A 26,973-nucleotide genomic window follows, 5' to 3' on the forward strand; every position below is an offset into this window, starting at 1 on the left:
CTTCACAGTGTTCTCTTAGAGACGTGCCTCAACACGCGATAGCACTCCTTGCGCCCGGACAGGGTTCCCAGACACCCGGCATGCTCGCCGCTTGGCTGGAGCTGCCCGGTGCCGCCGAGCGGCTCGCGACCTGGTCGCAGATCGCCGGCCTGGACCTCGCGCAGCTGGGCACCACCGCCTCGGCCGAGGAGATCACCGATACCGCGGTGACCCAGCCGCTGGTCGTGGCGGCCACGCTGCTCGCCCACGAGGAGCTGACCCGGCGCGGACTCGTCGCCGACAAGCAGACCGTGGTCGCCGGCCACTCCGTCGGTGAGATCGCCGCCTACGCGATCGCCGGCGTCATCTCCGCCGATGACGCGGTCAAGCTCGCCGCCACCCGCGGCGCCGAGATGGCCAAGGCCTGCGCGCTGGAACCGACCGGCATGGCCGCGGTCCTCGGCGGTGACGAGGCCGAGGTACTGGCCCGCCTCGAGGCGCTCGACCTGGTGCCGGCCAACCGCAACGCCGTCGGCCAGATCGTCGCCGCGGGCGCCGTCGCCGCGCTGGACAAGCTCATCGAGGACCCGCCGGCCAAGGCGCGCGTGCGTAAGCTGGCTACCGCCGGCGCGTTCCACACGCACTACATGGCCCCGGCCAGCGCCGGATACGCTGCGGCCGCCGAGGGTGTAACGACCTCGGAGCCCACCACGACACTGCTGTCGAACGTCGACGGTGAGCCGGTTGCTTCGGCCGCGGACGCCATGAGCAAGCTGGTCGCCCAGATGACCAAGCCCGTGCGCTGGGATCTGTGCAGCGACACGATGCGCCGACACAACGTGACCGCGATCGTCGAGTTCCCGCCCGCCGGGACGCTCGCCGGTATCGCCAAGCGCGAACTTCGGGGGGTACCGACGCACGCCGTCAAATCCCCTGCGGATCTGGACGGGCTTTCACAGCTTTAGCCAGTACAACCACATATCGATCGTCATTTTCCCACCAGGTAACAACCCCAAAGAAGAAGGAGCCACTGTGGCCGCCAGTCAGGATGAAATCATCGCCGGTCTCGCCGAGATCATCGAAGAGGTCACCGGTATCGAGCCGTCCGAGGTCACCCCGGAGAAGAGCTTCGTCGACGACCTGGACATCGACTCGCTGTCGATGGTCGAGATCGCCGTGCAGACCGAGGACAAGTACGGCGTGAAGATCCCCGACGAGGACCTCGCCGGTCTGCGCACCGTCGGTGACGTCGTCGCCTACATCCAGAAGCTCGAGGAAGAGAACCCCGAGGCCGCCGCGGCCATCCGCGCGCAGATCGAAGCCGATCGGGCATGAGTCGACCTTCCACTGCTAACGGCGGTTTTCCGAACGTCGTCGTGACCGCCGTCACGGCGACCACGTCGATCGCGGCGGACATCGAGAGCACGTGGAAGGGGCTGCTGGCCGGCGAAAGCGGGATCCGCATCCTCGAAGACGAGTTCGTCACGAAGTGGGACCTGCCGGTCCGCATCGGCGGCCATCTGGTCGACTCGATCGACGACCACATGACGCGACTGGACATGCGGCGGATGTCGTATGTCCAGCGCATGGCCAAGTATCTGTCCGGCCAGCTCTGGGAGACCGCGGGCACCCCCGAGGTCGACCCGGATCGCTTCTCCGTGGTCGTCGGCACCGGTCTGGGTGGCGGCGAGAAGATCGTCGAAACCTACGACGCGATGAACGAAGGCGGGCCCCGCAAGGTCTCGCCGCTCGCGGTGCAGATGATCATGCCGAACGGTGCGGCCGCGGTGATCGGCCTGCAGCTGGGCGCCCGGGCCGGGGTCATCACCCCGGTGTCGGCGTGCTCGTCGGGCTCGGAGGCCATCGCCCACGGCTGGCGCCAGATCGTCATGGGTGACGCGGACATCGCCGTTGTCGGCGGCGTCGAGGGCGGAATCGAAGCGCTGCCGATCGCGGCGTTCTCGATGATGCGCGCGATGTCGACCAACAACGAGGATCCCGCGGGTGCGTCGCGTCCGTTCGACAAGAACCGCGACGGATTCGTCTTCGGCGAGGCCGGTGCGCTCATGGTCATCGAGACCGAGGAGCACGCCAAGGCCCGCGGTGCCAAGCCGCTGGCCCGCCTCATGGGTGCCGGCATCACCTCGGACGCCTTCCACATGGTGGCTCCGGCCTCCGACGGCGCCCGCGCCGGACAGGCGATGAAGCGTGCGATGGAGACCGCGGGCCTGGATCCCAAGGACATCTCGCACGTCAACGCGCACGCCACCGCGACGTCGATCGGTGACGTCGCCGAGGCCAACGCCATCCGCGTGGCCGGTGTCGAGCACGCCGCGGTGTACGCGCCCAAGTCGGCGCTCGGCCACTCCATCGGAGCGGTCGGTGCGCTGGAGTCGGCGCTGACGGTGTTGTCGCTGCGCGACGGGGTCATCCCGCCGACGCTGAACTACGAGACGCCGGACCCCGAGATCGATCTCGATGTGGTTGCGGGCGAGCCTCGTTACGGCGACTACCAGTACGCCATCAACAACTCGTTCGGCTTCGGTGGACACAATGTCGCCCTGGCCTTCGGGCGCTACTGAGCAAGAAGGATTTACACGCAGGATGGGAGGGTCTGCAGCGTTGGCTCCGCTTTCCACGGGAAACGGTTTCCCGAACGTCGTCGTCACCGGCATCGCGATGACGACGGCCCTGGCGACCAGCGCTGACGACACCTGGAAGAAGTTGCTCGACGGTCAGAGCGGCATCCGCAAGCTCGAGGACCCGTTCGTCGAGGAGTATGACCTGCCGGTACGCATCGGCGGTCATCTCCTCGAGGACTTCGACCAAGAGTTGACGCGGGTCGAGCTGCGCCGCCTGTCCTACCTGCAGAAGATGTCGACGGTCCTGGGCCGGCGGGTCTGGGAGAACGCCGGCAATCCCGAGGTCGACCCCAAGCGGCTGATGGTGTCGATCGGCACCGGCATGGGCTCCACCGAGGAGCTGGTGTTCAGCTACGACGGGATGCGCGCCAAGGGCCTCAAAGCGGTTTCGCCGCTGGCCGTTCAGATGTACATGCCCAACGCCGCGGCCGCCGCGGTGGGCCTGGAGCGCAAGGCCCGCGCCGGGGTGGTCACCCCGGTGTCGGCCTGCGCGTCGGGTTCCGAAGGCATCGCGCACGCGTGGCGCAACATCGTGCTCGGTGAGGCCGACGTCGCGATCTGCGGCGGCGTGGAGACCAAGATCGAGGCGGTGCCGATCGCCGGTTTCGCGCAGATGCGAATCGTGTTGTCCACCACCAACGATGACCCCGCCGGTGCGTGCCGCCCGTTCGACAAGGACCGCAACGGTTTCGTGTTCGGCGAGGGCGGCGCGCTGATGGTCATCGAGACCGAGGAGCACGCCAAGGCCCGCGGCGCCAACATTCTCGCCCGCATCATGGGCGCGAGCATCACCTCGGACGGCTACCACATCGTCGCCCCCGACCCCAACGGTGAGCAGGCCGGTCACGCGATGACGCGGGCCATCCAGCTCGCCGGGCTGCAGCCCACCGACATCGACCACGTCAACGCGCACGCCACCGGCACCAGCGTCGGCGACGTCGCCGAGGGCAAGGCCATCAACAACGCGATGGGCGGCCACAAACCGGCCGTCTACGCCCCCAAGGCCGCGCTGGGCCACTCGGTCGGCGCTGTCGGCGCGGTGGAGTCGATCCTCACCGTGATGGCCCTGCGGGACGGACTCATCCCCCCGACGCTGAACCTGCGTAACCTGGACCCGGAGATCGATCTGGACGTGGTCGCCGGTGAGCCGCGGTCGGGCAACTACCAATACGCGATCAACAATTCGTTCGGATTCGGTGGGCACAACGTCGCGCTCGCCTTCGGCAAGTACTGATACACGCCAGAGGTCCGGGCGCTACAGGAGGTTTTGATGACGACGATGGCCCCCGAAACAGTCGGCGAATCGCTGGATCCGCGCGATCCGCTGCTGCGCCTGAGCACCTTCTTCGACGACGGCAGCGTCGAGCTGCTGCACGAGCGGGACCGCTCGGGTGTGCTCGCCGCGGCCGGCACCGTCAACGGTGTGCGGACCATCGCGTTCTGCACCGACGGCACCGTCATGGGTGGCGCCATGGGCGTCGAGGGCTGCGCGCACATCGTCAACGCCTATGACCAGGCCATCGAGGAGCAGAGCCCGATCGTCGGCATCTGGCACTCCGGCGGCGCCCGACTCGCCGAGGGCGTCAAGGCGCTGCACGCGGTGGGCCTGGTGTTCGAGGCGATGATCCGGGCCTCCGGGTACATCCCGCAGATCTCGGTCGTCGTCGGATTCGCCGCGGGCGGCGCCGCTTACGGCCCGGCGCTGACCGACGTCATCGTGATGGCACCGGAGAGCCGCGTGTTCGTCACCGGCCCCGACGTCGTGCGCAGCGTCACCGGCGAGGACGTCGACATGGCCTCCCTCGGCGGCCCCGACACCCACCACAAGAAGTCCGGCGTGTGCCACATCGTCGCTTCCGACGAACTCGACGCCTACGAGCGCGGCCGCCGGCTGGTCGGATTGTTCTGCCAGCAGGGCCATTTCGACCGCGCGAAGGCCGAGGCCGGCGACACCGACCTGCACGCGCTGCTGCCCGAATCGGCCCGGCGCGCCTACGACGTGCACCCGCTCATCGAGGCCCTGCTCGACGAAGGTGTGCCGTTCGAGGAGCTCCAGGGCAAGTGGGCCCCGTCGATCGTCATCGGCCTGGGTCGGCTGGCCGGCCGCACCGTCGGCGTCATCGCCAACAACCCGCTGCGCCTCGGCGGTTGCCTGAACTCCGAAAGTGCCGAGAAGGCAGCGCGTTTCGTGCGCCTGTGCGACGCGTTCGGCATTCCGATCGTCAACGTCGTCGACGTGCCCGGCTACCTTCCCGGCGTGGACCAGGAGTGGGGCGGGGTCGTGCGCCGCGGCGCCAAGCTGCTGCACGCGTTCGGTGAGTGCTCGGTCCCCCGCGTCACGCTGGTGACCCGCAAGATCTACGGCGGCGCCTACATCGCGATGAACTCCCGCTCGCTGGGTGCGACGAAGGTCTACGCCTGGCCGGACGCCGAGGTCGCCGTGATGGGCGCCAAGGCCGCGGTCGGCATCCTGCACAAGAAGAAGCTGGCCGCCGCCCCCGAGGACGAGCGCGAGGCGCTGCACGAGCAGTTGGCGATCGAGCACGAGAGGATCGCCGGCGGCGTCGATTCGGCGATCGAGATCGGCGTGGTCGACGAGAAGATCGACCCGTCGCACACGCGGTCCAAGCTGACCCAGGCGCTGGCCGAGGCGCCGGCGCGCCGCGGCCGGCACAAGAACATCCCGCTGTAGGCCTGACCTTCGGCCGACTGGCCACTTATGGCGCGCAAACCTCGCAGGTCCGCGCTTTAAGTGGCCACTCGGCGTCGAAACGTAAGAGGTCAGAGGACGCCCGCGAGCATCTCCTCGGCGACCGTGAGCACCGTCTGCCGGTCGGCCTCGACCAGACCGATGCGGGTACGACGGTCCACGATGTCCTCGACGGTCAACGCGCCCTCGTGGCTGACCGCGTACTCGAACTCCGCGCGGATGACGTCGATGCCGTCGGCCACCGGATCGGTCGGCCGCTCGCAACTGGCCGCGGCGATGACGTTGGGCGCCTCGGCGCCGTAGCGGGCCACCAGCGACCCGGGCATCTGCATCGGATGACGCAGCGTGGCAACGGGATTCGACGGCGCTCCGACCAGCGGCAGGTTGCGGGTGCGGCAGTCGCCGGCGGGCAGACCGCGCAGCGCGATCGCCTGATCCAGCACGTCCTCGGCCATGTAGCGGTACTCCGTCAGCTTGCCGCCGATCACGCTGATGACCCCCGACGGCGACACCGTGACCGCGTGGTCGCGCGACACGTCGGCGGTGCGACCGGCTCCGGCGTCGACCAGGGGCCGCAGTCCCGCGTAGGCGCCGACCACGTCGGCGGATGTCAACGCCGTGTCCAGCGCGGTGTTGACGGTGGCCAGCAGGAACGACACCTCCTCGGGCGTCGGCTCGGGCACATCGGGAACCGGGCCCGGCGCGTCCTCGTCGGTCAGGCCGAGATAGACCCGGCCCAGCTGCTCGGGCATCGCGAAGACGAACCGGTTCAGTTCGCCCGGGATCGGAACCGTCAGCGCCGCAACGGGATTACCGAACGTCGCGGCGTCGAACACCAGATGCGTGCCGCGGCTGGGCCGCAGCTTGATCGACGGGTCCACCTCCCCCGCCCACACCCCGGACGCGTTGATCACCGCGCGGGCGGTGACGTCGCACGACTCGCCGGTGAGCCGATCGGTCAGCGTCACCGAGGTGCCGGTGGCGTTCGAGGCCGCCACCCCGGTCAGGATCCGGGCCCCGTGCTGGGCCGCCGTGCGCGCCACCGCGGTGACCAGTCGGGCGTCGTCGATCAGCTGCCCGTCGTAGGCGAGGAAGGCGCCGTCGAGACCGTCGCGGCGCACGGTGGGCGCCAGTTCGACGGCCCGTTGGGCGTCGATGCGCCTGCTGCGCGGCAGCGTGGCCGCCGGGGTGCCGGCCAGCCTGCGCAGACCGTCGCCGGCCGCGAACCCGAACCGCACCAGCGCGCGCGACGGCTTGCTCATCGACGGCAGCAGCGGCACCAGTTGCGGCATGGCGGTGACGAGGTGAGGGGCGTTGCGCGTCATCAGGATTCCGCGTTCGATCGCGCTGCGCCGGGCGATGCCGACGTTGCCGGTCGCCAGGTAGCGCAGCCCGCCGTGCACCAGCTTCGAACTCCACCGGCTGGTGCCGAACGCGAGGTCGTGCTTTTCGACGAGCGCGACGCTCAGCCCGCGGGTCGCCGCGTCCAGTGCGATGCCCACACCGGTGATGCCGCCGCCGATGACGATGACGTCGACGCGGTCACCGTTGCCGAGCGCCTCGAGTTCGGTGCGGCGGCGTGCGGCGTTCAACGCGGTGGAGTTCATGGTGCGAGGTATCCGTTCAGCGAGCGGGCGAGTTCGGCGCTGAGCGCCTCGCGGTCGAGGATCTTTTCGACCATCTGCGCCGACTGGATCGTCGACTGCGTGATCAACAGGCACATCACAGCCATCTCGTGTGGATCGCCCTCTCGGACACTGCCGCCGGCCTGCGCGCTGCGAATCGCCTCGGCCAGCGCGTCGACCAGGATCATCTGGCTGGTGCCCAGGCGTTCGGCGATGTAGACCATGGCGAATTCGGGGGCGTCGTGCAGCACCGACATCACGACCTCGTCGGTGCGCACATGCTCGGCCACCGCCACCGCCCGCGCGACCAGCGTTTCGCGGTCGCGGCCGCCGTCGGGCACCGCGTCGAGCACACCGGCGATCCGCGACGTCATCAACGCACCGAGCACACCGTTGGTGTCCGACCACCGGCGATAGATGGTCGGGCGGCTCATCCGGGCCCGGCGGGCGATCTCGGTCATCGTCACCCGTTTGACGCCGACGGCCAGCACACACGACGCGGCGGCCTCGAGGATGCGGTCCTCGACAGTCGGTTCATCGTTACGGATTGACGACATGTGTAATACTGTAACGCATGACGCGCCCTGACGCTCGCGACGCCGACCTGCTGCCTCCGATGAAGTGGAACGCCTGGGGTGACCCGCGCCAGGCGAAACCGCTGTCCGAGGGCATCCGGGCGCTGCTCGAGCAGGCGCTGGGAGTGACGACGTCGACGGTCGCCGAGTTGGAGGCCGACGAGGTGCGCCTGCGGCCGTCGTCGCTCAGTGACACCGACCACGACGCGCTGGCCCGCATCGTCGGGCCAGAGTACTGCCACGTCGACGACCAGTCCCGGCTGCTGCGAGCGGGCGGCAAGTCGACGCTGGACCTGTTGCGCCGCAAGGACTCCGGCGAGCAGGACGCCCCCGACGCGATCCTGCTGCCCGCCGGTGACGACGAGATCGGCGCGATCCTGCGCTACTGCAGCGAGCACCGCATCGCGGTGGTGCCGTTCGGCGGCGGCACCAGCGTCGTCGGCGGTCTGGACCCGCTGCGCGGGGACTTCACCGCGGCCGTCTCGCTGGATCTGCGCCGGCTCGACGAGCTGCACTGGCTCGACGAGGTGTCCGGCGAGGCCGAGCTGGGTGCGGGCCTGACCGGCCCGGCGGCCGAACGGCTGCTCGGTGAGCGCGGTTTCTCGATCGGTCACTTTCCGCAGAGTTTCCAGTTCGCCACGATCGGCGGGTTCGCCGCGACCCGGTCGTCGGGTCAGGACAGCGCCGGCTACGGCCGGTTCAACGACATGGTCCGTGGGTTGCGGGCGGTCACTCCGATCGGCGTGCTCGACCTCGGCCGCGCGCCCGAGTCCGCGGCCGGTCCCGATCTGCGCCAACTGCTGATCGGCTCGGAAGGCGTCCTCGGTGTCATCACCCGCGTGCGGGTCCGCGTGCACCCGGTGCCGACCGCGACGCGGTACGAGGCCTGGTCGTTCCCCGACTTCGCCACCGGCGCCGACGCGCTGCGTGCCGTCGTGCAGACCGGAACCGGGCCGACGGTGATCCGGCTGTCCGACGAGGCCGAGACCGGCGTCAACCTGGCCACCACCGAGAACATCGGCGAACAGCAGATCACCGGAGGGTGCCTGGCCATCACGGTGTTCGAGGGCACCGAGGCGCACGTCGCCAGCAGGCACGCCGAGACACGGGCGGTGCTCGAGGCCGCGGGCGGCACATCGCTGGGCGAGGAACCGGCGCGCGCGTGGGAGCACGGCCGGTTCAACGCGCCGTATCTGCGCGACTCGCTGCTGTCGGCGGGCGCGCTGTGCGAGACGTTGGAGACCGCGACCACCTGGTCGAACATCCCGGCGCTGAAAGCCGCAGTGACCGAGGCCCTGACCGGCGCGCTGGCCGATACCGGCACGCCGGCCCTTGTGCTGTGCCACATTTCGCACGTGTATCCGACCGGAGCGTCGCTGTACTTCACCGTCGTCGCCGCCCAGCGCGGCAACCCGATCGAGCAGTGGCGCACGGCCAAGGCCGCCGCCTCCGACGCGATGATGCGCACCGGCGCGACGATCACCCACCACCACGCCGTCGGCGCCGACCACCGGCCGTGGATGCACGACGAGGTCGGCGAAATCGGCGTCGCGATCCTGCGGGCGGTCAAGGCCACCCTCGATCCGACGGGAATCCTGAACCCGGGCAAGCTGATCCCATGACCGCGCTGGGCCGCATCACGATGTTGACCAACCCCGCATCGGGGCACGGCAGCGCACCGCATGCGGCCGAACGGGCCGTCGCGCAGTTCCACCGGCGCGGCGTCGACGTCGTCGCGATCGCCGGCACCGACGCCGCGCATGCGCGCAAGCTCGTCGAGGGTGCGCTCGAACGCGGGATGGACGCGTTGGTCGTCGTCGGCGGAGACGGCATCATTTCGCTTGCGCTGCAAGTGCTCGCGCAGACCGGGATACCGCTGGGCATCATCCCGGCCGGCACCGGCAACGACCACGCCCGCGAATTCAGGATCCCGACGCGCGATCCGGAGGCGGCCGCCGACGTGGTGGTCGACGGGGCCGCCACCACGATCGACCTGGGCCGAATCCGCGCCGCCGACGGCACCCAGAAGTGGTTCGGCACGGTGATGGCGGCCGGTTTCGACTCGCTGGTCACCGACCGGACCAATCGCATGCGCTGGCCGCACGGCCGGATGCGCTACAACCTCGCGATGGTCGCCGAACTGTCGAAGCTGCGGCTGCTGCCGTTTCGGCTGTCGTTCGACGGCGAAGAGGTGACGACGGAGTTGACGCTCGCGGCGTTCGGCAACACCCGCAGTTACGGCGGCGGCATGCTGATCTGCCCGGACGCCGACCCGACCGACGGGCTGCTCGACGTCACGATGGTCGCGTCGGCGTCGCGCACCAAGCTGATCCGGTTGTTTCCGACGGTGTTCAAGGGCACCCACACCGCACTGGACGAGGTGAGGACCGCCCGCGCGAAGACAATCACCGTCGACTCCCCCGGCATCAACGCCTACGCCGACGGCGAGTACATGTGCCCGCTACCGGTCGAGGTGTCGGCGGTCCCGGGGGCGCTGCGAATCCTCACGCCCTAGCGCCCCGGTTTTCCTGCGCGAACAGACGCAAACTGCCCCTAATTTCGCCGAAAGTAGGGCACTTTGCGTCTGCTCGGCAGGGACAGCTACCCGACTCCGCTGCTGGATGTCGTCGGCTACCCGACTCCGCTGCTCAATGTCGTCGGCTACCCGACTCCGCGGCTCAGCCAACTGACCTCCGCGCCCGCACCGCCGTCGCGGTAGGGCTCCAGAGCCTCGTCCCACGCGGTGCCGAGCACCGAGTCGAGCTCCGCGGCGAGCATGTCGGCGCCGGCGGCCATCAGCGACCGCAGCCGCATCTCGCCGACCATCACGTCACCGTTGGCGCTCATCGCGCCGCTCCACAGGCCGAGCTGCGGGGTGTGGCACCAGCGGTGCCCGTCCACGCCGGGGCTGGGATCCTCGGTCACCTCGAAGCGCAGCACCGACCACGAGCGCAGCGCGCTGGCCAACGCCCCGCCGGTGCCGACCGGGCCCACCCAGTTGGTGACCGCGCGCAGCTGTCCGGGCATCGCCGGCTGCGGGGTCCACTTGAGGTTCGCCCGTGCTTGCAGGGTCGACGACAACGCCCACTCGACATGCGGGCATACCGCAGCGGGTGAGGCATGGATGTAGACCACGCCCGTCGTCGCTTCGGCGAACTGGTTCGACGCACGCATCAGCTACTCCTTCGGCTCCACGAGGGACGTCTTCCCCAACGGCCTCTGCGGATCCGAACTGCGCAGCAGATATGTGTCGTGCGTGTCTATTGTGCCTTGTGAGACGCGTGTTGCGCTAGTCCGAGGCAAATTCTCTCAGGACTTCGTCAGACACGGCCGGCCACAGCGCGTAGGCCCACTTGCCGAAGTCGCGGTCGGTCAACACCACCAGCGCCAGATCGGCGCGCGGGTCGACCCACAAAAACGTCCCTGACTGGCCGAAATGCCCGTACGTCGCCCGCGAGTTCGCCGACCCCGTCCAGTGCGGGGACTTGTCGCCGCGGATCTCGAACCCCAGCCCCCAGTCGTTGGGGCGCTGCACCCCGAACCCGGGCAGCACCCCGTCGACGCCGGGAAATTGCACCGAGGTGGCCTCGGCGTGCAGTTCAGCCGACACCGTCACCGGGCGCAGCAGGTCGCCGGCGAACGCCGCGAGGTCCGCGACGGTCGACGTCGCGCCGTACCCGGCCGCCTCCGCGCCGCCGTCGAGCGTCGAGTCGGACATCGCCAGCGGTTCGAACACCGCCTCGGTCAGGTAGCGGCCGAACTCGATGTCGGCGGCCGCCTCAATGGTCGACGCGAGCACGCCGAACCCGTAGTTCGAGTAGACGCGGCGCTTGCCGGGTTCGGCCATCGTCTCCGCCGAGTGCATGGAGTAGCCGGCGGTGTGTGCCAGCAGATGGCGCACGGTGGCGCCCGGCGGGCCGGCGTCGGTGTCGAGGCCGACGGCGCCCTCCTCCACGGCGACGTGCGCGGCGCGCGCGGCCAGCGGTTTGGTCACCGATGCCAGCGCGAACCGGTGCCGTACGTCCCCGTGCTCGGCGAGCACGCCCGACGGGCCCACCACCGCGGCGGCGACCGTGGACACGGGCCATTCGGCTATTGCATCGAGCGCGCTCACTGCGCCGACTCTATCGGCCCCTACTTGCCAGCGATGTAGTAGCAGTTCACCGGGTCGGACTCGATCTCGTGCATCCGCACGTCGGTGAAACCGGCGTCTTCGAGCATCGACGTGGCCAGTTGATGACCCCAGCAGGTGCCCAGCCCGGCGCCGTCGAGGCCGAGCGACACGCTCATGCAGTGCATCGTCGACACCGTGTACAGGTAGGTGGCCAGCGGCGCGCCGACGTTGTCCTCGAGCCGCGACGACGCCTTGATGTCGACCATCACCAGGTAGCCGCCGGGCCGCAGCGCGCGGTGAATGTTCGCCAGCACCGCCGCCGGCGCCGCCTGATCGTGGATGGCGTCGAAAACTGTTATCGCATCGAAACTTTCGGGCATGTCCAGCGCGGCCACGTCGGCGGCGACGAACGACGCGTTGGCCAGACCGAGCCGGCTCGCCTCGGCGCGACCGACGGCCAGGCCCTCCTCGGAGAAGTCGATGCCGGTGAACCTGCTGGCCGGGAACGCCTGCGCCATCACGTTGACCGCGTGCCCGCTGCCGCAGCCGATGTCGGCGACGTCGATACCGTCGCGCAAACGCTCCGGTAGTCCGTCGGCCAGTGGCAGCACGACGTCGACCAGCGCGGCGTCGAACACCTCCCCGCTCTGCTCGGCCATCACTGAGTGGAACCGCGGATACTCGCTGTAGGACAGGCCGCCGCCGGTGCGGAACCGCTCGATGATCTTCTGCTCGACCTCGCCGAGCATCGAGACGAACTGCGCGACGCGCGCGAGGTTGTCCGGCCCGGCGGACCTGGCCAGTACCGCGGCGCGGTGCGCGGGCAACACGTAGGTCCCGGCGGCCGGGTCGTAGTCGACCACCCGCGCGGTGACCACCCCGCCCAGCCATTCGCGGACATACCGTTCGTTGAGGCCCGCGGCGTCGGCGATCTGCGCGCTGCTCGACGGCGGCAGCCCGGACATCGCGTCCCACAGGCCGGTCTGGTGCCCGATCGACAGCAGCAGCGCCAGGCTCGCGCTGTCGATCGCGCCGACCATGCGTCCGGCGAACTCTTCGGTGGTGTCGACGAGATCAGCGGTGTCGGTCATGAAGCGTCCTTCCCTCGGTACCGCTCCATTGCACACCGGTCAAACGAGTTGGATCGACCGTTTCGCCAGGCCCATCCAGTAGCCGTCGATCACCTGACGCGGCGCCTGCCCCGGATCCGCCGACGCGCCGAGCGCGACGAACAACGGCGCCCAGTGCTCGATCGTCGGATGCGCGTACGGCATGCCGGGTGCGCGGTGCCGGAAGTCGATCAACGCGTCGGCGTCGCCGGCGGCGAACCTCTCGGCCGCCCACGCGTCGAACTCCACCGACCAGTCCGGCGGCGTCGCGTTCGGCGTCCAGTCGTCGAGGAACGGCAGCCCGTGGGTGGTGAATCCGGAGCCGATGATCAGCACCCCCTCGTCGCGCAGCGGGCGCAACCGCTCGCCCAGACGTAGCAGCGTGCGCGGGTCCAGCGTCGGCATCGAGATCTGCAGCACCGGGATGTCGGCGTCGGGGTACATCACCGTCAGCGGGACGTAGGCGCCGTGGTCGAGGCGGCGGTCGGGGTGACGACGCACGGGGCCGTCGAGCGACAGCAGCGACTCGACGCGGCCGGCCAGGTCGACCGCGCCCGGCGCGTCGTAGGTGGTCTCGTAGTAGCGCTGCGGAAAGCCCCAGAAGTCGTAGGTCAGCGGGACGTCCGCCGACGTGGCGCCGATGGTCAGCGGCGCCGACTCCCAGTGCGCGGAGACGACGAGGATCGCCTCCGGCCGGGGCAGATCGCGGGCCCACGCCCCGAGCTGTCGGACCCACAACTCGTCGTCGACCAACGGGGGCGCCCCGTGCGACAGAAAGAGCGCCGGAATGGGATCAGCCATAGTTCGAGTGTGCCCTCTTTCCCTTATAGGTTGTAGGCATGAGTCAAACGGTGCGCGGAGTGATCTCACGGAAGAAGGGCGAGCCGGTCGAGGTCGTGGATGTGGTGATCCCCGACCCGGGTCCGGGCGAGGTGGTGGTCAAGGTGACCGCCTGCGGGGTGTGCCACACCGACCTGACCTATCGCGAGGGCGGCATCAACGACGAGTTCCCGTTCCTGCTGGGCCACGAGGCGGCAGGCACCGTGGAGTCGGTCGGCGACGGCGTCACCAACGTCGAACCCGGGGACTTCGTCATCCTCAACTGGCGCGCGGTGTGCGGCCAGTGCCGCGCGTGCAAGCGCGGGCGCCCGCATCTGTGCTTCGACACCCACAACGCCGCCCAGAAGATGACGCTCACCGACGGCACCGAGCTGACGCCGGCGCTGGGCATCGGCGCGTTCGCCGACAAGACCCTGGTGCACGAAGGTCAGTGCACGAAAGTCGATCCCGAGGCCGACCCCGCGGTTGCGGGACTGCTGGGCTGCGGCGTGATGGCCGGCCTCGGCGCCGCCGTCAACACCGGCGCGGTCAACCGGGACGACACCGTGGCGGTGATCGGCTGCGGCGGTGTCGGCGACGCCGCGATCGCCGGCGCCGCCCTGGTCGGCGCCCGGCGCATCATCGCCGTCGACACCGACAACAAGAAGCTCGAGTGGGCCCGCGAGTTCGGCGCCACCCACACCGTCAACGCCCGCGAACTCGATCCGGTGGAGACCATCCAGGATCTGACCGACGGGTTCGGCGCCGACGTCGTGATCGACGCGGTCGGCCGCCCGGAGACCTGGAAGCAGGCGTTCTACGCCCGTGACCTCGCCGGAACCGTTGTGCTGGTGGGTGTTCCGACACCCGACATGACGCTGGAGATGCCGTTGATCGACTTCTTCTCCCGCGGCGGGGCGCTGAAGTCGTCGTGGTACGGCGACTGTCTGCCCGAACGCGACTTCCCCACCCTGATCAGCCTGTACCTGCAGGGCCGACTACCGCTGGAGAAATTCGTCACCGAGCGCATCGGGATCGACGACGTCGAAGCGGCGTTCGACAAGATGCACGGCGGCCAGGTTCTGCGTTCGGTGGTGATGTTGTGAACGGCGGACCGATCGGCCGGGTGGTGACCCACGGCACCTTCGAACTCGACGGCGGCAGTTGGGAAGTCGACAACAACATCTGGGTCGTCGGCGACGACTCCGAGGTGGTGGTGTTCGACGCCGCCCACGACGCCCGCCCGATCGTCGAGGCGGTCGGCGGCAGACACGTGGTCGCGGTGGTGTGCACGCACGGTCACAACGACCACGTCACGGTCGCCCCGGAGCTGGGCCAGGCGCTCGACACCCCGGTGCTGCTACATCCCGCCGACGACGTGCTGTGGCGGATGACGCACCCGGACATCGACTTCCGCTCGGTCGCCGACGGGGACACGCTGCGGGTGGCCGGAACCGAACTACGGGCGCTGCACACCCCCGGGCACTCACCGGGGTCGGTGTGCTGGCACGCGCCCGAACTCAACGCGGTGTTCTCCGGCGACACCCTGTTCCAGGGCGGGCCGGGCGCGACCGGTCGGTCGTATTCGGACTTCCCGACCATCCTCGAGTCGATTTCGGGCCGGCTGGGCAAGCTGCCCGGCCACACCGTCGTCTACACCGGCCACGGCGATTCGACGACCATCGGCGACGAGATCGTCAACTACGACGACTGGGTCGCGAGGGGGCACTAGCCGCGCAGGATGCGGCGCTTCTCGGCCTGGAACTCGTCCTCGGTCAGCGCGCCCGAATCCCGTAGCGCGGCCAGCTGTCTCAGCTGCTCGAGCCGGATGCCCTGGTCGCTGGGCGGGCGTCCCGCCGAGATCGTGGGCACCGCCGACAGCGGCGGCGGGTTGTCGAGCGTCATCACCTCGTGCGGCGCCAGCGGGCGGGCCGCCTTGTTGACCCGCGCCGACCACAGCAGCGCCGCGACGAGTTCGACGACCCCGACCGCGATCAGCGCGCCGCACACCCACAGCAGCCAGCCGTACGAGCTGCCGTGGCCGAACGCCAACCGGGGGGTGATGTAGCCGCCGACGTCGCCGTCGGTGCTGACCTGGTACTCGCCGGCCTCCGCGACGTCGACCACCCACACCCGCACTCGGGTGTCGCTGTTCACTGTGGTTGTGCCGCCCACACTTTCGGTGACCACCGGATCGGCGACGCCGGACGGCGGTTCGATGCTGACACTGATCTGCGGGATCGGGAACCCGCTCGTGGGCTGACCGGTGACCACGGTGTGGAAACTGACCGTCACCTCCCCGGCGGGCAGTTCGACGGTGCCGGTGCCCGGGATCGGCACCTCGCCGTAGGCGTCGAACTCGTCGAACACGAACGCGCTGAGCACCAGGGTGAGCACGAACCCGACGGTGGACAGCACCAGGGTGATCACGGCGACGGTGACGGCGACCCGCGAAGCGACCCGTGCGCTCATGCGCGAAAGTCTTTCATGACAGGTGTCACGGCGTCGCGCCAACGCGCAGCGTTTTCGGGCCGCACGGGCGCCGCCGCGCCGTTGGGACTACGGTCGGTACCGATCGATCTGTCGTTTGCACGTCCACGGAGGTCGCGATGCCCGAATCCAGCATCGTCGTGCGGCCCGAGCCGATGGACAGCGGGAAGTACACCGCCGGCTCGCGGCTGCAGGCGGCCGGATTACAGCCGGCGATCAAGCTGTTCGAGGATGCGGCGGGCGCGGTGCCGATGCCGCGGGCCCCGCAACCGCTCGTCATCGCCGACTACGGGGCCTCGACGGGACACAACTCGCTGCTGCCGATCTGCTCGGCAATCGAGGTGCTGCGCAAGCGGACCCGCATGGACCACTCGACGCTGGTGGTGCACACCGACGTACCGGACAACGACTTCACCAAGCTGTTCCGGACACTCGCCGAAGACCCCGACAGCTACCTGAGCAAGGACGCGAACACGTTCGCCTCGGCGATCGGGCGGTCCTTCTACAGCCAGATCATGCCGTCGAGCAGCGTGCACCTGGGCTGGAGCTCGTGGGCGGTGCAGTGGCTCAGCCGGGTTCCGGCTCCGGTCCCCGACCACATCCACGTCGCCTACAGCCGCGACGCGGGCGTGCGCGCCGCCTACGCCCGGCAGGCCGCGCACGACTGGCACGAGTTCATCGCGTTCCGCGGGCGCGAGTTGCGCCGCGGCGGCCGCCTGGTCGTGATGACGATGGGCGTCACCGACGACGGCGAGATCGGCCACCGCCCGGCGCTGACGGCGCTGCTCGACGCGATCGACGAGCTGGCGTCGGCCGGGCTGGTCACCGCCGATGAGGTGCTGCGGATGGGGCTGCCGATCGTCGGCCGCTCCGAGTCCGACTTCTGCGCCCCGTTCGCGCCGAAGGGCCGCTTCGAGCAGCTCGAGATCGAACATCTGGAGATCTTCGACGCCGAGGACCGCTACTGGGATCAGTACCGCGTCGACGGCAACGCCGAGGCGTTCGGCGCGCAGTGGGCGGCGTTCTGCCGAGCGGCGGTGTTCCCGACCCTGATCACCGCGCTCGAGGGCGGCGCCGCCGATCCGCGGGCGGCGGAGTTCGCCGACCGGCTCGAGCGCGGGCTCGCCGTGCGCCTGGCCGCCGCGCCCGAGCAGACCCACATCCCGATGGCCCACGTGGTGCTGCTCAAGCGCCCGAAAGTGGCCTAGCGGTCAGGGTCCGGGTGGCGCGGGGATCTGCGGCGCCGGCACCCACGGCAGGCCCGGGATTGTCGGGTACGGCGCGGTCGGGGGGCTCCACGTCGGCGGCGTCCAACCCGGCGGGTCGGTGGTCGGCGGCGGTTCGCTCGTCGGCGGCGGTGGAGGCTCGGGGGTGCTCGGCGGGGGTTCCGGGGGCGGTTCCGACGGCGGCGGCTCCGGCGGCGGCGCGGTGACGGTCTGCGTGACCGGCGGCGGCTGGTAGACCGTCTGCGGCGGCGGCGCCTGCGTGGCCGGTGGTTCGGGGGACGGCGGCGTCGTGGTGGCGGGCTTGGGGGTGACGGTCATCGGCGGCGCGGTGGTCGACGCGGGATCCGGCGGCGACTCGTCACCGGCCATCACCCACACCACCGCGGCCAGCAGCGCCACCAGCACCCCGATCACACCGGCGGCCAGCGGGACGGCCGGGTTGCGGTACCAGGGCACCTTGCGCGGCGGGACGTCGTCCCACGACTGGTCGTCGTCGAACTGAACCTGCGGGCGCACCTGTCCGGCGTCGCCGTAGTCGTAGGGGTCGGGGGCGGTCACCTCGGGCGGCTCGTCGGCGTCCGACCACGCCAGCGCCCCGACGCTGCCGGACTGCGGCGCGGCGTCACCGACGGGCACCTCGGGTGCCATCGCGGTCGCCGCCGCGGCGGCAGCGGCCGCAGCCGGAGCCGGTGACATCGCGGTCGCGCCCTCGTCGACGCTGCCGCGCACCGCGGCCAGCCCGCCGCCGATCGCCGCGGCCAGCTCGGGTTGGCCCATCGTGATCACCGGTACGCGGAACCGTTCCGACAGCGTCGTGGTGATGATCGGGATGCGGGCCCCGCCGCCGACCGACGCCACCGCCGCCAGTCCCCGAACGCCGTTGCGCTCGATGGTGTCGGCCAGCGCGTCGGCGAAGCCGGCCAGCGGGCCGCGCAGCACCTCGTCGAGTTCGGTGCGGGTCAACCGCACATCGCTGCGGTGCCCGGGCAGTTCGGCGACCAGCGACGTGAACGACGCGGTCGAGAGCCGCTCCTTGGCGCCGCGGCACTGGGCGCGCAACCGGGTCAGCGACCCGATCGACGAGGTGCCCGTCAGGTCGATGGTCCCGGCGGCCGACAGGTCGTCGAGGACGTGTTGCAGCAGCGCCTGGTCGACCAGATCGCCGGACAGGTCGGTGTGGCGGACCGTCGTGCCGATCGGCGCGAAGCCGTTGGCGGCGTCCACCAGCGTGATGCTGGTGCCGGAACCGCCGAAGTCGCACAGCGCGATCACCCCGCGGCCCGGCAGTCCGGGGTCGTCCTGCAGCGCGGTCAGCGCCGCGGCCGAGTCGGCCACCAGCGCCGGGTTGTGGAACTCGTCGAGGTCGGCGAGCGCGGCGCGCAGCGCCTCCACCGCCGGCGGGCGCCAGTGCGCGGGGTGGGTCACCGCGACGGGGTCGGTGACGGGCCGCCCACCGCCGACCGCGTACAGCATCGCCCGCAGCGCGTCGGCGAGTACGACCTCCGCGCGGTGCGTCGAGCCGTCGGCGGCCACGATGCCGACCGGGTCACCGACGCGGTCCACGAAGTCGGTCAGGATCAGGCCGCGCTCGTTGAGGTTGCGGTTCTCGCCGGGCACCCCGACTTCCGGCGGCCGGTGCGCGAACCGGGTCAGCACCGGCGACCGGGTGAGCGCGGTCCTGCCCACCACGACGGCCGCCAGGTTGGTCGCACCAACCGACAGCCCTACGCCGTCAACCATCGCTCCCCATCCCGAGTTCGAGTCCCGTCAGCGGATGGTGCCCGCGCCGGGGATCAATGGCAAATCCAGTGCCGTCACCCAGCCCGGTGACAGGTCGTTGACGGCGGGCACCGCGTTGAGCGCCCGCAGCCCGGTCGCCAGGCATCCGGCGGCCGCCGCGTCGCGGCCCGAGCCGTCGGTGAACCGGAACGCGGTCTCCTGGAAGATGCTCGGGGTGCCCTCGATGTCCACGCGGTAGACGTCGCTCTGATTGCCCGACGGCCACTCCGGCGCCGCGTCGTCGCCGATGCGGTTGACGTGCTCGAGCTGGATGCGGGTCTGCCCTTGGTACACGCCGTTGATGGTGAACCGCACGGCCGCGACGTGGCCCGCCGGGATCACTCCCTTGGCCGACGCGCGGTCGGTGGGCGTCACCCACTTGTCGTAGGTCGTGGTGATCTCGTCGAGCATGATCCCCGCCGCGTGCGCGATCATCGGAACGGTTGCGCCCCAAGCGAATACCAGGATGTCCGAGGTTTCGAGCATCGCCTTCTTCTCCGGCGGGCGCCCGATGCCCATCTCGCGTTCGTAGTCGCCGGTGTAGTTGGTGTAGTCCAGCAGTTCCGAAGCCCGCACCGTGCGGACCTCCGAGCACAGCCCCATCAGCGTCATCGGGAACAGGTCGTTGGCGAATCCGGGGTCGATACCGGTGGTCAGACAGGACGACTCGCCGAGTTCGCACGCCTCGGTGATCGGCTCGATCCAGTTCGGCGGGTTCAGGTGCATGGTCGGCCACACCCAGGGCGTCATCGCCGTCGAGCAGACGTCGATGCCGGCCCGCAGGAAGCGGGTGATCAGCCCGATGTTGTCGTCGGCGTGCGCGGCGGTGGGCCCGTAATGCACCAGCGCATCGGGTTTCAGCGCGATCAGCGCGTCGATATCGTCGGTCGCGTTGATTCCGACCGGCTCGGGCAGCCCGCAGATCTCGCCGACGTCGCGGCCCACCTTGTCGGGGCTGCTCACGCCCACGCCGACCAACTCGAACAGCGGATGCCGGACGACCTCGGGGATGACCATCCTGCCGACGAACCCGGTGCCCCACACCACGACCCGTTTGGCGTCGGAACTCCCAGAAATCCCAGCCACGATCCGCCTTCCGCTCGACCTCCGGCCTACACCTTAAGCGGGCGAATCCGCCGGCAGCGGCGAATGTCAGAGGTTGATCGGATCGCCCGGCGACGACGCCCTGGTGCTGTCGCGCAGCGATGCCTTGAATTGCATTGCGCGATAGGGCCACCCGGTGCCGGTGTTCCACTGGGACACGATCATCCCGATGCCGCCGTCGATGTCGAAGCGCGATCCGGGCAGCAGGTATCCGCCGTAGAGCTGCGCGACGTGGTTGCGGTGGTGGTTCTCGGCGTCCCACGTCGAACCGGTCACGGGGGTCTGGATCTCGGTGGTGTGCATGTTGGCCACCGGCGAGGCGACCACGCGGTAGCCCAACGCGTACGCGGAGGCGAAGAACCCGCCGAGCACCCACTTGCCGGGCGCCAGGCGGCGGAACGCCAACTCGCCCCAGCGCTCGCCGACCGGCGTGATCGGGGTCGCGGCCGTGCCCCAGCGCCAGCGGCCGTCGCTGAATCCCCAGCTGTGGTAACGGGTCCGGTCGCCGATGTGGCGGGGTCGCACCCGCATCAGGATGATGCCCTTGTCGCGTTGAAAGCCGGTGGCGGCCACGTAAACCCACCCGTCGTCAGGGTCGTGGTCCCACGCCCAGCACTGGGCGTGGCCGCCGTGCAGCTCGGCGGGGAATTTGGCCTTCTCCCCCATGTGTGTCCAGGTGACGCCGTTGTCGTCGGAGCGCCAGATCTCGGTCCACACCACGGTGCCGAAACCGCGGTTGACGATGGCGTGCAGGTACATCGAGTCGCCGACAGTCAGCAGGTCCGACGGGATCACCGTGCTGATCCCGCCGCGGCGCCAGCCGCCGGACGCCTCGTCGTGCACGTAGTGCCACAGTTGACGCGCATAATCGGGGTCGCTTCCGCCGGCCCGCTCGTAGACGATCTCGTGGTCGGCGTCGCCGGTGCCGATCAACACCACCGGCGAACGCCAGTCGCCGTCGCCGACCCGGGTGCCCGAGAACGTGTCGCCGAACACCGACACCAGCTTGCCGTTCGGCGCGGTCACCGACGCCCCGAGGTCGGTGCAGGTGACGCCCCAGCGATCCGTGCGCCCGGGGCCGGTCAGGTCGACCGCCTTACCGCTGCGCAGCGGCAGCCGCGGCCGCGTCATCTAGAAGCAGCGGCGAAGGCCGCCGGGCTCGCAGATCAGCGGGTACGGCGTGACCGGAATGGCCAGCGGCTCCTTGAACGACATGGTCAGCGGCAGCTCCACCATGCCGGCCGGCTGACCGCACACCTCGGCGTTGTTGAAGATCTGCACGCTGCCGGTCAGCGTCGCCCCGTCGAACGCGTAGATCTCCTTCTGCAGCCCGGTGCTGCCGTCCGGGCACTTCTTGATCGAGTCGAACGTGTTGGACTGGAACTGCCACCGGCCGCCGACCTGGCTGGCCTCTGCCCCGCCGCGGCCGGCGGGAGTGACCTTCAGCCGGCACCCGACCGGCAGGATCAGCGGTTCACGCAGGTCGCCGACCGTCGGCACACAGATCGGGTAGATCTCCCACGTGGTTTCGGCCTGACCGTCGATGCGCACCGTGTAGACGCCTTCGGGCGTGTCCGGCGACTTCACGTCGCCTTGGGCGCCCGCGGCGCCGGCAGCGCCGAGCGCGACGCCGGCGATCAGCAGCGCGGCGACGAACATCCGCGTGATCGTCTTCCTCAACCTCGTGCCCTTCCGCCGTCCCTGGTGCCTACGAGTATCACAGTGTGCACCGCGGGCCGTCACAGCTTTGCCCGGCTCCGCGTTTCGGCCACCGCACCGACGGGGTAGACACGGCTCACGATCTTGAGGATTTGGGGTTGATGAAGCGACTGGTGGTTGCGTTGATCGCTGCGCTGGTCGTTGTCGGCTGCTCCACCGGCGATCGGGTCGACCTCGGACAGTCCTCGGGCAACCTGATCGCCGCGATCGCCGGGGAGCCCGACCAACTCGACCCGCACAAGACCAGCGCGTACTTCTCGTTCGAGGTTCTCGAGAACGTGTTCGACACGCTCGTCGAACCCGACGCCAACCTCGAGATGCAACCGGCGCTCGCGCAGTCGTGGGACGTCAGTCCCGACGAGCTGACGTGGACGTTCCGGTTGCGCCCCGGGGTGACGTTCCACGACGGCAGCCCGTTGACCGCCGACGACGTCGTCTACTCCTATCGGCGCATCATCGACGAACAGCTGACCAACTCAGACAAGTTCAGCGCCGTCTCCGAGGTCCGCGCGGTCGATCCGCTGACCGTGGTGATCCGGGTCAACGCGCCGACGCCGAACCTGCTGACCAATCTCGGCGGGTTCAAAGGCATGGCGATCGTGCAGCGGCGCAACGTGGAAAGCGGTCAGATCGCCACGCACCCGGTCGGGACCGGTCCGTTCGCGTTCCAGTCGCAGAAGAGCGGCGACTCGATCACGTTGAGCGCCAACCCGTCCTACTGGGGCGGCGCCCCGCCGATCCCCGGGGTGACGTTCCGGTTCATCTCCGAACCGTCGACCGCATTGTCGGCGCTGCAGGCCGGTGAGATCGACTGGACCGATTCGATTCCGCCGCAACGGGTCACACAGCTGCGCGACGACGACTCCCTGCACCTGGCCGTCACCGCGAGCAACGACTACTGGTATCTGGCACTCAACGAGGCCCGCCCGCCGTGGGACGACGTGCGGGTCCGCCGGGCGGTGGCCTACGGCATCGACCGCGACGCGATCGTGGCCGCCACCACCTACGGCACCGCGGCGGCCAACCAGTTGGCCATCCCCGAGGGCAATCCCTGGTACACCGACTACGACCGCTACCGCTACGACCCCGACACCGCAGGCCGACTGCTCGACGAGGCCGGTGTCGGCGACGTCCCAATGGACATGCTGGTCACCAGCGAGTACCCCGAGACCGTCACCGCCGCCCAGGTGATCGCCGATAACCTTGCGCCGCTGGGCATCACGGTGAACATCCGCACCGTCGACTTCGCCACCTGGCTCGACGAACAGAACTCCGGCAACTTCGACATGCTGATGATGGGCTGGCTGGGCAACATCGACCCCGACGACTTCTACTACGCCCAGCACCACACCGACGGAACCAGCAACGCGCAGAAGTTCTCCGACCCCGAGGTGGACCGCCTGCTCGACGCCGGCCGCGTGGAGACCGACCGGGCCGCGCGCGCCGAGGTGTACCGCCGCGCCGCGACCCGCATCGCCGATCTGGTCAGCTACATCTACCTGTACAACCCGTCGGTGATCCAGGCCTGGGTGCCCGGCCTGTCGGGCTACCAGGCCCGCCGCGACGGCGCGGTCCGGTTCCGCACCGCGGACCTGGCCGGAGGCGAAACCGCATGAGCCGCTTGGTGAGCAACCCCGTCGTGCGCTTCGTCACGCGACGGCTGGCGTACTCGGCGGTGGTGCTGCTCGGAGTGCTGGTGGTCAGTTTCGCGTTGGTGCATCTGGTGCCCGGCGACCCGGTGCGGATCGCGCTGGGCACCCGTTACACCCCCGAGGCCTACGAGGCGTTGCGCGCGGCCAGCGGCCTGGATCAGCCGATCGTCACGCAGTTCTTCTCCTACATCGGGTCCGCGCTGACCGGCGATCTGGGGGTGAGTTTCCGCAACGGCGACCCGGTGACCGAAATCCTGCTCGACCGGCTCCCGGCGACGGTGTCGCTGGCCGCGGTGGGCATCACGATCGCGCTGCTGATCGCGATTCCGGCCGGCATCTGGTCGGCGCTGCGCGAGGGCAAGGTCAGCGACGCGATCGTGCGGATCGGCAGCCAGTTCGGGGTGTCGATCCCCGACTTCTGGATGGGGATCCTGCTGATCGCGCTGTTCTCCACGACGCTGCACTGGCTGCCGACGTCGGGCTACCGCCCGCTGCTCAGCGATCCGGGTGGCTGGCTGCGCCACCTGGTGCTGCCCGCGCTGACCGTCGCCCTGGTCGCCGGCGCGATCATGACGCGCTATGTGCGTTCGGCGGTGCTGGAGGTCGCGGCGATGGGGTACGTGCGCACCGCCCGCTCGAAAGGCCTTGCGCCGCGGGTCGTCACGCTGCGGCACACCGTGCGCAACGCGTTGATCCCGATCCTGACGATCACCGGTATCCAGCTCGCGACGATCATGAGCGGGGTCATCGTGGTGGAGGTGGTGTTCGCCTGGCCGGGACTGGGCCGGCTGGTCTACAACGCGGTCGCCGCGCGTGACTACCCGGTCATCCAGGGCACGGTGCTGCTGATCGCGGCGCTGTTCCTGTTGATCAACCTGATCGTGGACGTGCTGTACGCGGTCGTCGACCCGAGGATCCGGCTGTCATGAGCACCGGGACCAGCACCTCGTCGTGGCGGCTGCTGATGGCCAACCCGGTCACCGTGGTCAGCGCCGCGCTGCTGGTGATCATCGCGTTCGTCGCGGTCACCGCGAGTTGGATTGCGCCGTACGGGATCAACGACGTCGACGTACCGAACGCGCTGCAACCGCCCAGCGGGGCGCACTGGTTCGGCACCGACGAGCTGGGCCGCGACGTGTTCTCCCGCGTGCTGGTCGCCACCCAGGCGTCGATGCGGGTGGCGGTGGTCAGCGTCGCGTTCGCGGTGGTGGTGGGCGTGACGGTCGGTGTCATCTCCGGCTACCGCGGCGGCTGGCTGGACACGGTGTTCATGCGGGTGGTCGACGTCATGTTCGCGTTCCCGGTGCTGCTGCTGGCGCTGGCGGTGGTGGCGATCCTGGGTCCCGGTGTGACGACGACGATCCTGGCGATCGGCATCGTCTACACGCCGATCTTCGCCCGGGTGGCGCGCGCGAGCACGATGAGCGTGCGGGTCGAACCGTTCGTGTCGGTGTCGCGCAGCATGGGCACCGGGCACCTGTACATCCTGGGCCGCCACATCGTCCCCAACATCGCCGGTCCGCTGGTGGTGCAGACGTCGCTGTCGCTGGCGTTCGCGATCCTCTCGGAGGCGGCCCTGTCGTTTCTCGGCCTGGGGATTCAGCCGCCGCAGCCGTCGCTGGGCCGGATGATCTTCGACTCGCAGGGTTTCGTCACGCTGGCCTGGTGGATGGCGGTGTTTCCTGGCGCGGCGATCTTCGTCACGGTGCTGGCGTTCAACCTGCTCGGCGACGGCCTGCGCGACGTGCTGGACCCCAAGCAGCGCACCATGATCGAAGCGCGGAGAAAACAGTGACCGCCCCGGTGTTGAGCGTGCGCGACCTGCGGGTCGGCATCGGCAGGCGCGAGATCGTGCACGGTGTCTCGTTCGACGTGCACCGCGAGCAGACGCTGGGCATCGTCGGCGAGTCGGGGTCGGGCAAGTCGATGACCGTGCTGGCCGCCACCGGTCTGCTCGACGCCCCCGGCGCGAACGTCGCCGGAACCAGCACGCTGACAACGGAATCGGCGACGGTGCAGTTGGTCGGCGCGTCGGGCCGGCAGCTGCGCAGTGTGCACGGCGGCCAGATCGGGTTCGTGTTCCAGGATCCGGGGACGTCGCTGAACCCGTTGCTGACGTTGGAACGCCAGATCACCGAATCGCTCGAGGCGCACCGCAAGATGACCCGCAGGCAGGCCAGGGCGCGCGCGCTGGAACTGTTGGCCGCCGTCGGCCTGCCCGACCCCGAGACGAAGTTGGCGGCCTACCCGCACCAGCTGTCCGGCGGGCAGAAGCAGCGGGTGATGATAGCGATCGCGATGGCGTGCGATCCGGTGCTGCTGGTCGCCGACGAGCCGACCACCGCGCTGGACGTGACGACCCAGGCGCAGATCGTCGAACTGGTCGCCGCGCTGCAGCGCGACTTCGGCACCGCCGTGGTGTGGATCAGCCACGACCTCGGCGTGATCGGCCAGGTGGCCGACGACGTGACGGTGCTGCGCGACGGGGACGCGGTCGAGCAGGCCTCGATCGGCGACGTGTTCGACCATCCCGGCCACGAGTACACCCGCGAACTGCTCGCGGCGCGGCCGCTGATCGGCCGTCCCGGCCCGCCCGCGGCGCCCGACGCGCCGGTGCTGCTCGACGTCGCCGGCCTCGACGTCCGTTTCGCGATCAGCACGCCGGTGGGCAAGTCGAGCGTGCACGCGGTCAAGGACCTGTCGTTTCAGATCCGGCGCGGCACCACGCTGGGGCTGGTCGGCGAGTCGGGGTCGGGTAAGTCGACGGTGGCCGCGGCGCTGACCGGTCTGGTGCGACCGGATGCGGGGACCGCGACGCTCGACGACGTCGACGTGTTCGGGGTGCGCGGGTCGGCGCAGAAGGCGATGCGCCGACGGATCGGGCTGGTGTTCCAGGACCCGTTCTCGTCGGTCAACCCGCGCACCCGCGTCGCCGCGGCGATCGGCGAGCCGCTGATCGTGCACCGCCTGGCGAAGGGCAGGCGCGCCCGCACGCAGCGGGTGGCCGAACTGCTCGACCTGGTCGGGCTGCCGGCGGAGTACGCGTCGCGGTTCCCGCACGAACTGTCCGGCGGCGAACGTCAGCGGGTCAGCATCGCGCGGGCGCTGGCCGGTGAGCCCGACCTGCTGATCCTCGACGAAGCGACTGCCGCACTTGATGTGTCGGTCCAGGCGCGGGTGCTGGACCTGTTGGCGCAGCTGCAGCGCGAGCTCTCGTTGACCTACCTGTTCATCGCCCACGACCTGGCGATCGTGCAGCAGGTCAGCCACGACGTGCTGGTGATGCGCGACGGCACGGCCGTCGAGTACCGGCCCGCCGCGGAGCTGTTCGACTCGCCGCACGACGAGTACACGCGCGCACTGCTGGCCGCGGTCCCGCCGGAACGGCCGCGGGTCTCGAGCGCGCCGAAATAGCGCGGCGCGGCCGCTC

Annotated in this window: 25 protein-coding genes; 14 read left to right on the forward strand and 11 right to left on the reverse strand. The window is 69.9% G+C overall.

Features of this window, described 5'->3' with window-relative positions:
* Positions 1 to 23: 23 nt before the first annotated feature.
* The 5 genes from BHQ18_RS06805 to BHQ18_RS06825 all read left to right on the forward strand — a co-directional run bounded on the left by BHQ18_RS06805 (position 24) and on the right by BHQ18_RS06825 (position 5,313).
* Positions 24 to 944 carry an ACP S-malonyltransferase gene (locus BHQ18_RS06805; RefSeq protein ID WP_084293921.1) on the forward strand — a complete coding sequence of 307 codons (921 nt, stop codon included), beginning with the start codon at positions 24 to 26 and terminating at the stop codon, positions 942 to 944.
* Positions 945 to 1,011: 67 nt separating this feature from the next.
* On the forward strand, positions 1,012 to 1,314 hold the full coding sequence (acpM, locus tag BHQ18_RS06810) for a meromycolate extension acyl carrier protein AcpM (protein ID WP_068148804.1): 303 nt from the start codon (positions 1,012 to 1,014) through the stop codon (positions 1,312 to 1,314).
* Positions 1,311 to 2,561: a 3-oxoacyl-ACP synthase KasA gene (gene kasA, locus BHQ18_RS06815; RefSeq protein ID WP_069412839.1), complete on the forward strand. Its 1,251-nt coding sequence runs from the start codon at positions 1,311 to 1,313 to the stop codon at positions 2,559 to 2,561. The genes acpM and kasA overlap by 4 nt, the downstream gene beginning before the upstream one ends.
* Positions 2,562 to 2,583: 22 nt before the next feature.
* Positions 2,584 to 3,855 carry a 3-oxoacyl-ACP synthase KasB gene (kasB, locus tag BHQ18_RS06820; RefSeq protein WP_069412840.1) on the forward strand — a complete coding sequence of 424 codons (1,272 nt, stop codon included), beginning with the start codon at positions 2,584 to 2,586 and terminating at the stop codon, positions 3,853 to 3,855.
* A 36-nt stretch (positions 3,856 to 3,891) separates the two neighbouring features.
* Positions 3,892 to 5,313 carry an acyl-CoA carboxylase subunit beta gene (locus BHQ18_RS06825; RefSeq protein WP_069413027.1) on the forward strand — a complete coding sequence of 474 codons (1,422 nt, stop codon included), beginning with the start codon at positions 3,892 to 3,894 and terminating at the stop codon, positions 5,311 to 5,313.
* 89 nt (positions 5,314 to 5,402) lie between these two features.
* On the opposite strand, the gene BHQ18_RS06830 is transcribed toward BHQ18_RS06825, so the two are convergent.
* Positions 5,403 to 6,938 (reverse strand): glycerol-3-phosphate dehydrogenase/oxidase, encoded by a 1,536-nt coding sequence (locus tag BHQ18_RS06830; RefSeq protein ID WP_069412841.1) that lies wholly within the window; start codon positions 6,936 to 6,938, stop codon positions 5,403 to 5,405.
* On the reverse strand, positions 6,935 to 7,513 hold the full coding sequence (locus BHQ18_RS06835; protein ID WP_069412842.1) for a TetR/AcrR family transcriptional regulator: 579 nt from the start codon (positions 7,511 to 7,513) through the stop codon (positions 6,935 to 6,937). Before BHQ18_RS06835 ends, BHQ18_RS06830 begins: the two co-directional genes overlap by 4 nt.
* Positions 7,514 to 7,572: 59 nt before the next feature.
* Between BHQ18_RS06835 and BHQ18_RS06840 the strand changes: the two genes are divergently transcribed.
* Entirely contained in the window at positions 7,573 to 9,153 is a 1,581-nt protein-coding gene (locus BHQ18_RS06840) for an FAD-binding oxidoreductase (protein ID WP_069413028.1), read from the forward strand.
* Complete coding sequence (locus BHQ18_RS06845; protein ID WP_069412843.1) at positions 9,150 to 10,046, forward strand: diacylglycerol kinase; 897 nt, start codon at positions 9,150 to 9,152, stop codon at positions 10,044 to 10,046. Before BHQ18_RS06840 ends, BHQ18_RS06845 begins: the two co-directional genes overlap by 4 nt.
* A 146-nt stretch (positions 10,047 to 10,192) precedes the next feature.
* On the opposite strand, the gene BHQ18_RS06850 is transcribed toward BHQ18_RS06845, so the two are convergent.
* From BHQ18_RS06850 to BHQ18_RS06865, 4 genes are all read right to left on the reverse strand, one after another.
* A complete protein-coding gene (locus BHQ18_RS06850) occupies positions 10,193 to 10,705 on the reverse strand; it encodes a DUF3145 domain-containing protein (RefSeq protein ID WP_069412844.1) in 513 nt (170 codons plus the stop codon).
* A 115-nt stretch (positions 10,706 to 10,820) separates the two neighbouring features.
* On the reverse strand, positions 10,821 to 11,645 hold the full coding sequence (locus tag BHQ18_RS06855) for a serine hydrolase domain-containing protein (protein WP_069412845.1): 825 nt from the start codon (positions 11,643 to 11,645) through the stop codon (positions 10,821 to 10,823).
* A gap of 20 nt (positions 11,646 to 11,665) precedes the next feature.
* Positions 11,666 to 12,736 carry a class I SAM-dependent methyltransferase gene (locus BHQ18_RS06860; protein WP_069412846.1) on the reverse strand — a complete coding sequence of 357 codons (1,071 nt, stop codon included), beginning with the start codon at positions 12,734 to 12,736 and terminating at the stop codon, positions 11,666 to 11,668.
* A gap of 39 nt (positions 12,737 to 12,775) precedes the next feature.
* The gene (locus BHQ18_RS06865) at positions 12,776 to 13,555 is read right to left on the reverse strand and encodes a dioxygenase family protein (protein ID WP_069412847.1); all 780 of its coding nucleotides are present in this window, start codon (positions 13,553 to 13,555) and stop codon (positions 12,776 to 12,778) included.
* Between the two features lie 38 nt (positions 13,556 to 13,593).
* Here BHQ18_RS06865 and BHQ18_RS06870 point away from each other — a divergent pair, with 38 nt between their 5' ends.
* Both BHQ18_RS06870 and BHQ18_RS06875 read left to right on the forward strand, forming a co-directional pair.
* Complete coding sequence (locus BHQ18_RS06870; protein WP_069412848.1) at positions 13,594 to 14,679, forward strand: S-(hydroxymethyl)mycothiol dehydrogenase; 1,086 nt, start codon at positions 13,594 to 13,596, stop codon at positions 14,677 to 14,679.
* Positions 14,676 to 15,305: an MBL fold metallo-hydrolase gene (locus BHQ18_RS06875; protein ID WP_069412849.1), complete on the forward strand. Its 630-nt coding sequence runs from the start codon at positions 14,676 to 14,678 to the stop codon at positions 15,303 to 15,305. Before BHQ18_RS06870 ends, BHQ18_RS06875 begins: the two co-directional genes overlap by 4 nt.
* On the opposite strand, the gene BHQ18_RS06880 is transcribed toward BHQ18_RS06875, so the two are convergent.
* Complete coding sequence (locus BHQ18_RS06880) at positions 15,302 to 16,045, reverse strand: SHOCT domain-containing protein (RefSeq protein WP_069412850.1); 744 nt, start codon at positions 16,043 to 16,045, stop codon at positions 15,302 to 15,304. The two genes, BHQ18_RS06875 and BHQ18_RS06880, sit on opposite strands and share 4 nt — an antisense overlap.
* A gap of 137 nt (positions 16,046 to 16,182) precedes the next feature.
* On the opposite strand from BHQ18_RS06880, the gene BHQ18_RS06885 reads away from it, so the two are divergent.
* Positions 16,183 to 17,271 carry a class I SAM-dependent methyltransferase gene (locus BHQ18_RS06885; RefSeq protein WP_069412851.1) on the forward strand — a complete coding sequence of 363 codons (1,089 nt, stop codon included), beginning with the start codon at positions 16,183 to 16,185 and terminating at the stop codon, positions 17,269 to 17,271.
* A gap of 3 nt (positions 17,272 to 17,274) precedes the next feature.
* On the opposite strand, the gene BHQ18_RS06890 is transcribed toward BHQ18_RS06885, so the two are convergent.
* The 4 genes from BHQ18_RS06890 to BHQ18_RS06905 form a co-directional block, all read right to left on the reverse strand.
* Entirely contained in the window at positions 17,275 to 19,029 is a 1,755-nt protein-coding gene (locus BHQ18_RS06890) for an Hsp70 family protein (RefSeq protein ID WP_069412852.1), read from the reverse strand.
* A gap of 27 nt (positions 19,030 to 19,056) precedes the next feature.
* Complete coding sequence (locus BHQ18_RS06895) at positions 19,057 to 20,085, reverse strand: NAD(P)H-dependent amine dehydrogenase family protein (RefSeq protein WP_069413029.1); 1,029 nt, start codon at positions 20,083 to 20,085, stop codon at positions 19,057 to 19,059.
* Positions 20,086 to 20,220: 135 nt separating this feature from the next.
* Positions 20,221 to 21,303 (reverse strand): glycoside hydrolase family 183 protein, encoded by a 1,083-nt coding sequence (locus BHQ18_RS06900; RefSeq protein ID WP_069412853.1) that lies wholly within the window; start codon positions 21,301 to 21,303, stop codon positions 20,221 to 20,223.
* A complete protein-coding gene (locus BHQ18_RS06905; RefSeq protein ID WP_234794101.1) occupies positions 21,304 to 21,852 on the reverse strand; it encodes a hypothetical protein in 549 nt (182 codons plus the stop codon).
* 140 nt (positions 21,853 to 21,992) lie between these two features.
* Between BHQ18_RS06905 and BHQ18_RS06910 the strand changes: the two genes are divergently transcribed.
* From BHQ18_RS06910 to BHQ18_RS06925, 4 genes are read left to right on the forward strand one after another with little or no spacing between them, the layout of a single operon-like run.
* On the forward strand, positions 21,993 to 23,507 hold the full coding sequence (locus BHQ18_RS06910; RefSeq protein WP_069413030.1) for an ABC transporter substrate-binding protein: 1,515 nt from the start codon (positions 21,993 to 21,995) through the stop codon (positions 23,505 to 23,507).
* Positions 23,504 to 24,472 carry an ABC transporter permease gene (locus tag BHQ18_RS06915; protein ID WP_069412855.1) on the forward strand — a complete coding sequence of 323 codons (969 nt, stop codon included), beginning with the start codon at positions 23,504 to 23,506 and terminating at the stop codon, positions 24,470 to 24,472. Before BHQ18_RS06910 ends, BHQ18_RS06915 begins: the two co-directional genes overlap by 4 nt.
* Positions 24,469 to 25,338, forward strand: a complete 870-nt coding sequence (locus BHQ18_RS06920; protein WP_069412856.1) for an ABC transporter permease — start codon at positions 24,469 to 24,471, stop codon at positions 25,336 to 25,338. Before BHQ18_RS06915 ends, BHQ18_RS06920 begins: the two co-directional genes overlap by 4 nt.
* Positions 25,335 to 26,957, forward strand: coding sequence for a dipeptide ABC transporter ATP-binding protein (locus tag BHQ18_RS06925; protein WP_069412857.1), 1,623 nt, complete (start codon positions 25,335 to 25,337; stop codon positions 26,955 to 26,957). Before BHQ18_RS06920 ends, BHQ18_RS06925 begins: the two co-directional genes overlap by 4 nt.
* The last annotated feature ends 16 nt before the right edge of the window (positions 26,958 to 26,973 follow it).

This window comes from Mycolicibacterium flavescens, from assembly GCF_001722335.1.
Taxonomy (GTDB): Bacteria; Actinomycetota; Actinomycetes; order Mycobacteriales; family Mycobacteriaceae; genus Mycobacterium; species Mycobacterium flavescens.